General features: G+C 54.7%; 10 protein-coding genes and 2 tRNA genes. All 12 read right to left on the reverse strand.

Going from position 1 to position 11,979, the window contains the following annotated elements:
- Positions 1–57 precede the first annotated feature (57 nt).
- Positions 58–1,227 carry an MFS transporter gene (locus HUO07_RS15435; RefSeq protein ID WP_176304299.1) on the reverse strand — a complete coding sequence of 390 codons (1,170 nt, stop codon included), beginning with the start codon at positions 1,225–1,227 and terminating at the stop codon, positions 58–60.
- A 187-nt stretch (positions 1,228–1,414) separates the two neighbouring features.
- Positions 1,415–3,583: a polyribonucleotide nucleotidyltransferase gene (gene pnp / locus HUO07_RS15440; protein WP_176304300.1), complete on the reverse strand. Its 2,169-nt coding sequence runs from the start codon at positions 3,581–3,583 to the stop codon at positions 1,415–1,417.
- A gap of 163 nt (positions 3,584–3,746) precedes the next feature.
- Positions 3,747–4,016, reverse strand: a complete 270-nt coding sequence (rpsO, locus tag HUO07_RS15445; RefSeq protein WP_007111823.1) for a 30S ribosomal protein S15 — start codon at positions 4,014–4,016, stop codon at positions 3,747–3,749.
- Positions 4,017–4,145: 129 nt separating this feature from the next.
- Complete coding sequence (gene truB, locus HUO07_RS15450; RefSeq protein ID WP_176304301.1) at positions 4,146–5,066, reverse strand: tRNA pseudouridine(55) synthase TruB; 921 nt, start codon at positions 5,064–5,066, stop codon at positions 4,146–4,148.
- A complete protein-coding gene (gene rbfA, locus HUO07_RS15455; RefSeq protein WP_176304302.1) occupies positions 5,066–5,476 on the reverse strand; it encodes a 30S ribosome-binding factor RbfA in 411 nt (136 codons plus the stop codon). The genes truB and rbfA overlap by 1 nt, the downstream gene beginning before the upstream one ends.
- An 18-nt stretch (positions 5,477–5,494) precedes the next feature.
- Positions 5,495–8,074 carry a translation initiation factor IF-2 gene (gene infB, locus HUO07_RS15460; protein WP_176304303.1) on the reverse strand — a complete coding sequence of 860 codons (2,580 nt, stop codon included), beginning with the start codon at positions 8,072–8,074 and terminating at the stop codon, positions 5,495–5,497.
- 27 nt (positions 8,075–8,101) lie between these two features.
- Entirely contained in the window at positions 8,102–9,616 is a 1,515-nt protein-coding gene (gene nusA, locus HUO07_RS15465; protein WP_176304304.1) for a transcription termination factor NusA, read from the reverse strand.
- A 72-nt stretch (positions 9,617–9,688) separates the two neighbouring features.
- Positions 9,689–10,150: a ribosome maturation factor RimP gene (gene rimP / locus HUO07_RS15470; protein WP_008958796.1), complete on the reverse strand. Its 462-nt coding sequence runs from the start codon at positions 10,148–10,150 to the stop codon at positions 9,689–9,691.
- 333 nt (positions 10,151–10,483) lie between these two features.
- A tRNA-Met gene (locus HUO07_RS15475) sits at positions 10,484–10,560 on the reverse strand.
- A gap of 168 nt (positions 10,561–10,728) precedes the next feature.
- Positions 10,729–10,815, reverse strand: a tRNA-Leu gene (locus HUO07_RS15480).
- Between the two features lie 48 nt (positions 10,816–10,863).
- Positions 10,864–11,223, reverse strand: coding sequence for a preprotein translocase subunit SecG (gene secG, locus HUO07_RS15485; RefSeq protein WP_022520708.1), 360 nt, complete (start codon positions 11,221–11,223; stop codon positions 10,864–10,866).
- 4 nt (positions 11,224–11,227) lie between these two features.
- Positions 11,228–11,977: a triose-phosphate isomerase gene (tpiA, locus tag HUO07_RS15490; protein ID WP_176304305.1), complete on the reverse strand. Its 750-nt coding sequence runs from the start codon at positions 11,975–11,977 to the stop codon at positions 11,228–11,230.
- Positions 11,978–11,979 lie beyond the last annotated feature (2 nt).

Consider the following 11,979-nt stretch of genomic DNA (forward strand, 5'->3'; position numbering starts at 1 on the left):
AATCCCTAATGTCATGCCCCCACCGCTGCTGGGGGCATTTTTTTGGCGCTTATAGGGTCAGCGCGATTTCACACCGACCACCCTGGCTGGCGTACGAATCACCAATAGTGCCCCCAGCAGGAATAGCCCCGAAGCCGCCCACATGGCAATGGGTAAGCTAGTACCATCGACAATACGCCCACCCAGCATGGCCCCAAGGCCAATGGACATATTGAAAGTGAAAGCCATCAAAGCCGTGGCAGCTTCGGTATTGGGCGCGGTGCGTAAAATCCAGGTCTGGATGCTGACCGATACGCTGCCAAATACCGCCCCCCACGCCATCAACAACATAACACCACTGCTCGGCTGCACACCCAGCATGGGGAACGCAGCCACAACAAGCAGCAACAGGCTGGGAATCGCCAGCACGGCGCGATAAGGGTGACGATCGGCAAACATGCCTGCCGCAATATTGCCCACAATGCCTGCCGCCCCATAAAGCAATAGCAAGCTCCCCACATGCCGTTGGGAAATACCGCTGATCTCTTGCAGAATGGGGCTAATAAAGGTGTAGGCAGCAAAGTGACCAACCACCACAAAGCCCGTGGTTAATACCGCCACTCGCACACCGCGATTGCTGAATTGCTGCGCCAGTACCCGCAGGCGCACCGGCTCCCTTGGTGGTAATGGCGGCAGCCAGCACCACAGCGCAATCGCCGTTAGTAGGCTAAAAACGCCCAGCGCGCCAAAGGCGACGCGCCAGTTGCTGAGATCTCCCAGTAGCGTGCCTAGTGGCACCCCCAGCACGGAGGCTGCCGCCACGCCCCCAAAAATCATCGTCATCGCTTTGGGTACCTGAGCTTGCGGCACAAGCCGTGGGGCAATGCTGCCTGCCACCGCCCAAAAACCCCCAATGCTAAGGCCGACCAATACGCGGGCGGCCAGCAGCAGGGAAAAGCTGCTCGCCAGGGCCGACAGCACACTCCCGGCGACCATGACCAGCATCAATACCGTTAACATAATGCGCCTGTCCAAGCGCCCTACAGCGACCGGTAGCAGCGGGGCTGAAAATGCAGCCACCACGCCCGGCACGGTGACCATCAAACCCGCCATACCTGGCATAACACCCATTGAAGCGGCCACTTGAGAGAGCAGCCCAATCGGCAACTGTTCAGCGGTCACCAATAAAAAAATGCCGATCATTACGGCCACCACCGCCCACCAGCGTGGCGCTTGTTCCTGCTCCATTTACTGCTCCCTAACGCTCTCTAAGTAACCGCTTAAAAACCTCTACCGAACAAAACCTTATCGAGCAAAATAAATCCTAATAAAACAATCACTAATAAAACTAATCCTAACCAAAAAATATCGCCCCCGCAGCCAGAGGCTACGAGGGCGATATCAAAAACCTAATTAGCGATTTAAATTGAACTGATTAAATCGTGGCTTCGGCTTCTGTTGCTTCTGCGGCAAAAGCAGCTTTCTCTTCTTCAGTGATCTCTTTCATCGAGAGCTTCACGCGGTTGCGGTTGTCGATATCGAGCACCTTAACGATCACGTCGTCGCCTTCGTTCAAGAAGTCGCGCACGTTATTAACGCGCTCAGCAACGATCTGCGAGATGTGCACCAGGCCATCGGTTCCCGGCATGATGTTAACAAACGCCCCGAAGTCGGCAATACGGACTACCTTACCGTTGTACAGCTTGCCGATCTCCGCTTCGGCGGTAATTGCCAGTACGGTGTCGATGGCGCGTTTCGCAGCGGCTTTATCTTCCGCGTAGATACGGACGGTGCCATCGTCGTCGAGATCGATGGATGCACCAGTGTCTTCGCAAATTTTGCGAATCGTCGCGCCGCCTTTACCGATAACATCACGGATTTTGTCAGGATCGATTTTGATGGTGGCCATCGACGGCGCGTTATCGGAGACATCGCTACGGCTCTGGCTGATCACGACATTCATTTGCTCGAGAATACTAAGACGCGCGGTCAGTGCTTGTTGCAGCGCGAGCTCCATAATCTCTTCGTTGATGCCTTCGATCTTGATGTCCATCTGCAGGGCGGTGATGCCCTCTTCCGAACCGGCCACTTTAAAGTCCATATCACCCAGGTGGTCTTCATCACCTAGGATATCGGTCAGCACCGCGTAGCCGTCTTCGTCTTTGACGAGGCCCATGGCGATACCCGCCACCGGCGCTTTTAGCGGTACACCCGCATCCATCAGGGCCAGCGACGAACCACATACCGATGCCATGGAGCTAGAGCCGTTGGATTCAGTAATCTCCGACACCACACGAATGGTGTAGGGGAATACGTCTTCAGACGGCAGCATGGCTTGGATACCGCGACGCGCCAAGCGGCCGTGACCGATTTCACGACGCTTCGGGCCACCCATGAAGCCAGCTTCGCCTACTGAGTAAGGGGGGAAGTTGTAGTGCAGCATAAAGCGATCTTTGCGCTCACCTTCCAGCGACTCGATTAGCTGAGAGTCACGCAGCGTGCCCAGCGTCGCCACGGCAATCGCCTGGGTCTCACCACGCGTAAATATGGCAGAACCGTGCGCTTTTGGCAGCACACCAACTTCGATGGCCAAGGGGCGCACGGTTTGGTTATCACGACCGTCAATACGCGGCTCGCCTTTTACAACGCGTGAACGGACAACGCGTTTTTCCAAACCAGCAAAGGCACTTTTCACGTCATCTTTACTGAACTTGTCATTTACCGGTTCGCCTTCATCGGCTGCCAGCTGCTCAATGGCTTGAGCTTTCAGCTCAGCTAACGCATCTTGGCGCTGCATCTTGTCGGTGATGCGGTAGGCGTCGCCCACTTTAGCTTCAAAGGCATCGGCCATGGCGGCTTTGAGCGCCACATTTTCTTCAGCGGCCTGCCATTCCCAGCGCGGCTTGCCCGCTTCGGCGACCAGCTCGTTGATCGCACTGATAGCGACCTGCATCTCCTGGTGACCGAACAGTACGGCACCCAGCATCTCGTCCTCAAGCAGCTCTTTGGCTTCGGACTCAACCATCAGCACGGCTTTTTCAGTACCGGCGACGACCATGTCGAGCTCAGAGGTGGCCAGTTCTTCAACCGTCGGGTTGAGGAAGTAACCCTGTTCTTCGTTAAAGCCAACGCGGGCTGCGCCAATCGGGCCACTAAACGGTACGCCAGAGATACTCAGCGCGGCGGAGGTGCCAAGCAAAGCGGCAATATCCGGATCGTGGTTACGATCGGTAGAGAGAACGGTACAGACAACCTGCACTTCGTTCATAAAGCCTTTGGGGAACAGCGGGCGGATAGGGCGGTCAATCAGGCGCGAAGTGAGCGTCTCTTTTTCAGTGGGGCGCCCTTCACGCTTGAAGAAGCCGCCAGGAATTTTGCCCACTGCGTAGGTTTTCTCTTGGTAGTGTACCGAGAGGGGGAAAAAGGGCTGGCTCGGGTTAGCTTCTTTTCGAGCAACCACGGTACACAGTACGACGGTGTCATCCATTGTTACCATGACAGCGCCGGTAGCTTGGCGAGCAATACGCCCGGTTTCGAGCGTGACGGTGCTACGACCGTACTGGAACGTTTTCTTTACCGGATTCACAGCGACTTCCTTCAGCATTATCAATATCTACTTGTCTATTCGTTTAGGTCGTTTTGACTCGTTACCATTCTAGGCGCTGGAGCGCGTTAGGGCTACCTGTTCCCTCTCGTCGTCAACTCGAAACATAAAAAAACGGGCAGCTCCTTGGGAGCTGCCCGTTTCTAATCGTTGCCGTTAACGCTTAACGACGCAGACCTAAACGCTGAATCAGAGACTGATAGCGTTCGAAATCTTTACGCTTTAGGTAGTCCAGCAGCTTACGACGCTGGTTAACCATGCGGATCAGACCACGACGAGAGTGGTGATCCTGCTTGTTGGTCTTGAAGTGGTCCTGCAGGCCATTGATGTTGGCGCTCAGCAGTGCAACCTGCACTTCAGGGGAACCGGTATCGTTATCGCCGCGGCCGTATTCAGTGACGATCTCGGCCTTCTTCTCAGCGGTTAAAGCCATCTGTATCTCCAGTAAGCAATATGCCTAAAAATGAATGGGTGAGACCACGCATATTTGCAGTCTCAAGCTACTATGTGCGTCTTGCATCTTACTATTTTCACGTAGTCTGCGGCGTCCTTGCAACAGGCCTTACGAGATAGCGACAGTACTTAACAGCCGCTTAGGCGCCACTTCCTGGGTACCTTTCACTACACCAAGGCCGATAAACGTCTCAGCGTAATAAAGTCTGGCTACGTCGTCCGCGGCTAATGCGCCAGTTTCGAGAGCAGCGGGCTGGCCATGGGCCAAACGGGCATGAGCGGTGTCATCGACTGTCAGTAACGGTAAATGATCAACAAGCACATCCACGGGCATTAGCTCAGCTTCCAAGGCGGCTTGGTTGGCTAACGCTTCCAAGGCCTCTAACGTCCACATCGCGTCGGCTAAAAAGGGTCCTGTTTTGAGCCTTCTTAATTGACTGATGTGCGCGCCACAGCCAAGCGCCTGACCAATATCTTCGGCTAACGTGCGGATATAAGTGCCTTTACTGCAGCTCACTTCCAGCTCGAAAGCCGTGCCATCAAATGAAAGCAGGCGCGCATCATACACGCTTATGCGGCGTGCTGCACGCTCTACGTGTTTACCTTCACGGGCCAACTCGTAGAGTTTTTTGCCCTGATGCTTTAAAGCCGAATACATGGGCGGCACTTGGTCAATCTCACCGCGAAAGCGGGTGAGCACAGCTTCCACGTCATCGACGTTTAGACTGGGGACTTCATGCTGCTCCATCACCGAGCCTTCCGCATCGCCGGTATCGGTGATCACCCCCAGTTCTACCCGGGTGCGATACACCTTGTCGGCTTCAAGCAAGTGCGACGAGAACTTAGTGGCTTCCCCAAGGCAAATCGGCAATAAGCCGGTTGCCATCGGGTCTAGCGTGCCGGTATGCCCAGCTTTTTGAGCCTGGAACAGCCGACGAACACGCTGCAGCGCATGGTTGCTGGAAACGCCCTTAGGCTTATCCAGCAGCAGCACGCCATTAACCGGCAAACCACGGCGTTGACGTGCCACTAGCGAGTTTCCTCACTGGCAGCGGCGTCGTCCTCGTCGTCATGATGGCGGGCGCGATCAGTCGTCACTGCTTCATCAATCAATGAAGAGAGCTGCTGACCACGCACGACGCTCTCATCAAAATGAAAGCGTAGTTCTGGCACATGACGTAGCTTGATGCGCTTAGCAATCTGACTTCTTAGAAAACCAGCAGCACGCTTAAGCACCTGCAGGTTCTCTTTAATACGCTCGGGCTCTTGCTCACCCAGCAGAGTGACGTAAACGTCGGAGTAGCCAAGATCACGACTAACGGTAACACCGCTGACCGTGACCATGCCTAGACGCGGATCTTTCACTTCACGCTGGATCAGTACCGCCAGCTCCTTTTGGAGCTGGTCGGCTACCCGGTCGGTACGCTTAAATTCGCGCATTGTTAGCTCCTCGCAGCCTTACAGGCTACGCTCGACCTTCACTTGGTCGAAGACTTCGATCTTATCGCCGACTTGGACATCGTTGTAATTCTTCACGCCGATGCCACACTCCATGCCGTTGCGCACTTCCTGCACATCGTCTTTGAAGCGGCGCAGCGATTCGAGCTCGCCTTCGTAGATCACCACGTCATCACGCAATACGCGGATCTTCTTATTACGATGGACGTTGCCTTCGATGACCATACAGCCAGCGATAGCACCAATCTTCGGCGCACGGAAAACATCGCGCACTTCAGCAATACCGACGATCTCTTCTTTCCACTCAGGTGCGAGCATACCGCTCATCGCCTGCTTGACCTCGTCGATCAATTGGTAAATAACGCTGTAGTAACGCAGATCCAGGCCTTCGCGCTCAACGATCTCACGGGCAGCGGCATCGGCACGGACGTTAAAGCCGACCACGATGGCTTCTGACGCGAGCGCCAAGTTGGCATCGGTACCGGTGATACCGCCAACACCCGAGGAGACCACAGCCACTTCGACTTCGTCAGTGGAGAGCTCTTCCAGGGCGCCTTTGATCGCTTCTAGCGAGCCTTGTACGTCGGCTTTGAGGACGATGTTGACCTTGGCCACTTCGTCTTGGCCCATCTGGCTGAACATGTTCTCCAGCTTGGCCTTCTGCTGACGCGCCAGGCGCACTTCGCGGTATTTGCCTTGACGGAAGTTAGCCACTTCGCGGGCTTTCTTCTCGTCGGCCACGACCATGAAGTCGTCACCGGCATCCGGCGTGCCGCCCAAGCCTTGAATCTCGACCGGCATGGCCGGGCCAACTTCATCGACTTGTTGGGCGAGTTCGTTGGTCAGCGCACGTACGCGGCCGTAGTGCAGGCCAGCCAGGACGATATCGCCCTTTCTCAGCGTGCCGTTTTGAACCAACACGGTAGCGACCGGACCACGTCCTTTATCAAGGCGTGATTCAACCACAACACCTTTACCCGGTGCGGAAGGCACAGCTTTTAGCTCAAGTACTTCGGAGGCCAGCTGGATCGCTTCCAGCAGCTCTTCCATACCTTCACCGGTCTTAGCAGACACGTGAACGAACTGGGTATCACCGCCCCACTCTTCCGAAATAACGCCGTGCTGCGAAAGCTCGTTTTTGATGCGATCCAGATCGATGCCCTGCTTATCGATCTTGTTCACCGCCACCACCATGGGTACTTCAGCGGCTTTGGAGTGCTCAATCGCTTCAATCGTCTGCGGCATCACGCCGTCATCCGCTGCGACAACAAGAATGACCACGTCCGTTGCCTTGGCACCGCGGGCACGCATGGCGGTAAACGCCGCGTGACCTGGGGTATCCAGGAAGGTAACGCCACCGTGGTTATCTTCCACGTGGTACGCGCCAATGTGCTGAGTGATACCCCCGGCTTCCCCGGTGGCCACTTTCGCTTTACGGATGTAATCCAGCAGCGAGGTTTTACCGTGGTCGACGTGACCCATTACCGTAACAACGGGTGAACGAGTGATCTCTTCGCCTTCATAGGAGATGCCTTCGAGCATTTCCGTTTCCAGCGCGTCATCTTTCACCAGCTTCGGCGTGTGGCCCATCTCTTCCACCACGATCGCGGCTGTATCCTGATCGATGGTTTGGTTGATAGTGACCGCCGCGCCCATGTTAAACATGGCCTTGATGACTTCATTGGCCTTGATCGACATTTTGTCGGCCAATTCCGCCACGCTGATAGACTCAGGGATCGATACTTCACGCACGATCGGCTGGGTAGGTTTCTGGAAGGCGTGCTTGCCATTGCCAGTCTGGTTGCCACCACGGCGACCACCACGACGTTGCTCGGCACGTTTTACCTTCTTGCCACCGCCACCGCGTTTGCGCTCTTCGCGCTCACCACGATCTTCATCGTCACGACGACCTTTGGCCTTTGCTGCCGTTTTCTTCGGCGGCGCGGTACGGCGGTCAGAGCGGCCTTCTTTCGGCGGCGCTGGCGGCATATCGTCGCCCGACGGGGTGTCGTCGATTTGCAGATTAGGCACGTCGGGAGCAGGCGTTACAGGCGTCTTTTCAGCTTTCGGCTTGGCGTCAGCTGGCTTCTTAGCAGCGGCTTCTTTCTTGCTCGCTGCTTCTTCAGCCGCTTTAGCTGCCTGGGCCTTCTGCGCAGCTGCTTTTTCTTCAGCTACACGCGCATCATTTACTTTGCGTTCAGCTTCCGCTTCCGCCATATCGCCAACTAACTGGCGCGGGCCGGTGTAGCTAGGCTCTGGCGCTTTCGGCTTCTCGTCTTCAGCGCTTTTGACGTAAGTCTTTTTCTTACGTACCTGCACTTCGATAGTTTTGCCACGCTCGCCGGTATTAATACGGCTACGGGTTTTGCGCGTCAGCGTGATGCGGTTTTTGCCCGCTTCAGCGGTGTCGCTGCCACCGTGGCTTTTCTTCAAGAAACTCAGCAGCTTTTGCTTATCTTCTTCAGACACAGCATCACTTTCAGAAGCGTGCTCTAAACCTGCTTCTTTCATTTGCTCTAGTAGGCGGGGCACATCACGGCCCACCTTTCCTGCGAAATCTTTAACTGTCATATCTGACATATTGACCCTCCTCAGCCCGTGACCTGTTTACTGTGTGTTCGAATCCGATGCGTCATCGACTTCAAACCAGGGCGCACGGGCAGTCATGATCAGTGCCGCTGCGCGCGCTTCGTCCAACTCCTCGATATCGACCAGATCGTCGACAGACTGCTCGGCGAGATCTTCCATAGTGACAATGCCGCGACTGGCCAAAATGAAGGCCAGGTGGCGCTCCATGCCATCCATCTCCAGCAGATCAGCTGCTGGTTGGGCACCGTCTAGCGCTTCTTCCGAGGCAATTGCCATCGTCAGCAGCTCGTCTTTCGCACGTGCGCGTAGCTGCTCTACTAAATCTTCATCGAACTCTTCGATTTCGAGCATCTCTTCCATCGGCACGTAGGCGACTTCTTCCAGGGTAGTGAACCCCTCTTCCACTAACAGGCGAGCGACATCTTCATCCACTTCAAGGTGCTGGATGAAAGAGTCCACCAGGCTATCAATCTCTTGGTCGCGTTTAGACTCTGCTTCTTCTTCGGTCATGACGTTAATCCGCCAGCCGGTAAGTTCAGAGGCCAAACGCACGTTCTGGCCGCTACGGCCAATGGCCTGAGCCAGATTATCTTGCGCCACGGCCACGTCCATCGCGTGGGCATCTTCGTCAACAAGGATAGACCCAACATCGGCGGGCGCCATGGCATTAATTACCAACTGGGCGGGATTGTCGTCCCACAGCACGATATCGACGCGCTCGTTTTGCAGCTCCGAAGAGACGGCTTGAACGCGCGAACCGCGCATCCCCACACACGCACCCACGGGGTCGATACGGCGATCATTGGTTTTAACCGCAATTTTGGCGCGCGAACCTGGATCACGAGCAGCGCCCTTAATCTCAATCAACTGCTCAGCGATTTCAGGCACTTCAATTTTGAACAGCTCAATGATCAGCTCGGGACATGTCCGCGATAGCTGGAGTTGGGCGCCACGTGCGTCCGGGTCCACTTTGACCAACAGGGCACGCACCCGCTCATTCATGCGGTAACGCTCACCGTGGATCATTTCATTGCGGGGTAAAAACGCTTCAGCGTTTTCGCCCAAATCAATGATCAGGCCGTCGCGGGTGGTTTTCTTAACAATGCCGGCAACCAGTTCGCCTTCACGATCTGCGTATTGGCGTACGACTTCAGCCCGCTCAGCTTCACGTACTTTCTGTACGATAACCTGCTTAGCGGTTTGCGCAGCAATACGACCAAACGATGCGTTTTCGATGGTTTTTTCGACCACATCGCCCAATTTTAGCGGCGGATCACGCTGCTCGGCGATGGTCTCTTTAATTTCGTAATCTGGCGTTTCAAACTCGTCGTCTTCTACGACAGTCCAAAAGCGGAAGGTTTCGTATTCACCGGTGCGACGGTCAATATGCACGCGCACATTGGCTTCTTCTTTGTCAAAACGCTTACGTGACGCGCTCGCAAGAGCGGCTTCTACCGCTTCGAAGATGACGTCACGTGGGACGCCCTTCTCATTGGAGATCGCGTCAACGACCATTAAAATTTCTTTACTCATGCGTATGCCTCGCCAGAAAACCTATCCTTATGTGCATCACCCCGGCAGCCTGCCGGCAGCGCCGCCACTCGGTTAATCGTCGAACTGCGGTACAATGTGAGCAGAATCAATACTCTCAATAGGAAAGCAATACTCTTCGCCATCCAGTTGAATGAGTACTTCATCTCCCTCAACACCGACCAGAAGCCCTTGATACTTGCGCCGCCCGTCAAAGGCAGTGCGCAGCTTGAGCGCGACGTGATGACCTTGAAAGCGGGTAAACTGATCCAGGGAATACAAGGGACGTGCCATGCCTGGCGAGGAGACTTCCAACCGATACTCACCGGCAATGGGGTCTTCCACATCCATAACAGCACTGACTTGGCGGCTAATATCTGCGCAGTCTTCCACGCTAACGCCACTCTCGCGCTCGATGTAGATCACCAGCCGCGAATTTTTGCCCTGGGAAAGATGGTCGATGCCCCATAGTTCAAAGCCCATGGCAGCAACAACAGGTTCGATCAGCGCGTGAAGCGCAGCGTGTTTAGTGGCCACAGACAAAGCTCCTATAGCCGTTGCATCAGGCACCTGGCCAGGAGTTATTAGAAAAGCTAGGTGGCTGATTGGCGTTACTCGGGAATGTGTCTCCGAAAATCCGGACGACATCCGCTCTTAAGGCGCTCCTGTTTACAAAAGCGCTCGCTATCCAAAAGCTGCTAACAAAAAGCCCCTTCACTGGAAGGGGCTTTTTAAAAGAAACCTTAAGTACTAACTCTTCAGTACTATCTTCAAGTACCGTTTCAGCAACACGCCCCAGGATTTACCTGAAAAAGCCATTTTCAATCTATAGTAGTAGAGAAAACAACTTTCAAACATGCTACTAGAAAATGGTAGCGGGGACCGGATTTGAACCGATGACCTTCGGGTTATGAGCCCGACGAGCTACCAGACTGCTCCACCCCGCATCAATCTAGGTCGACGATAATAGACACTAAAGCTACTTATGTCAACAACTACTTGCTTCAAGAACATTTTACTTGAAGCTGTCTTTTCATTTTAGCTGCTAAATGCAACGTTCACACTTTAACAACCAAAAAAGACATTCTGGGAAGCTGGCGAACCAGCAAAACAGATGGTGCCGAAGGCGGGACTTGAACCCGCACGACCATACGGTCACTACCCCCTCAAGATAGCGTGTCTACCAATTCCACCACTTCGGCATCAGGGGAGGCTAAAGAAACGTTATCGAACTAAACAACGAGGATTAACTACTCGCTGCTTTCCTCTAGCACTGGCGCGGTATTATCCACGTCTGCAGGCCTGTCGTCAAGCGTCGGAACACTTTGCTGCTGCTCGATCAAACGCGAGTCTGGAATGCCTGCTTCTGGTGCCTGACCAGCCTGGGTGGCGAAGTAAGCCAGTGCCATAGAGGTAACGAAGAAACCCGCCGCCAAAATAGCCGTCGTACGTGATAAAAAGTTACCGCTGCCCCGCGAACCAAACACGGTTTGTGAGGCACCGCCTCCGAAAGCCGCACCGGCTTCGGCACCTTTACCCTGCTGAAGCAGAATGAGTACCACCAGGGCGACCGCAATCACCACATGGATCATAAGAATTGCAACTTGCATGGCGTTATCCTGCTGACTGACAAATGGCATAAAAATCATCGATCTTGAGTGAGGCTCCGCCCACTAGACCGCCGTCGATATCTGGCTGAGCAAGCAGCTCAGCCGCATTACTTGCGTTCATACTGCCGCCGTATAGCAAACGCAGCTTTTCAGCTAACCCCTCATCAAAGCCCGCCTGGTAAGCACGAATGCCTGCCATGACTTCCTGAGCTTGTTCAGGAGACGCCGTACGCCCCGTGCCAATTGCCCAAACGGGCTCGTAGGCAATAACCACTTGCTTGCGCTGATCTGGCTCCAAGCGAGACATTACATGCCCTACTTGGCGCAGCACTACGTCCATCGTGCGACCCGCGTCGCGCTCCTCTAGGGATTCCCCCACACAGAGAATTGGCGTGATATCCACGCTCAATGCCGCTAGCAGGCGCGCAAATATCTGATCGTCGCTCTCTTGATAAAGCTGACGTCGCTCCGAATGCCCTACCAAGACGTAAGAGACCGCAAACTCTTTGAGCATACGACCACTCACTTCACCGGTATGGGCACCAGAGTGAATGGGATTCAACGTTTGCGCGCCCAGTGACAGCCCCGTGCCTTCAAACGCAAGGCGCGCCGCATCCAAATAAGGGAACGGCGGAATGATAACGATATCCACGCCCTTTGGCGACACGGCGGCAGAGAAGGCCTGGCCGAATTCGTTGATCAACGCCACGGAACCGTTCATTTTCCAGTTACCGGCAATTAAAGGCGTACGCATCG

The organism is Vreelandella maris, from assembly GCF_013371085.1.
Classification (GTDB): Bacteria; Pseudomonadota; Gammaproteobacteria; order Pseudomonadales; family Halomonadaceae; genus Vreelandella; species Vreelandella maris.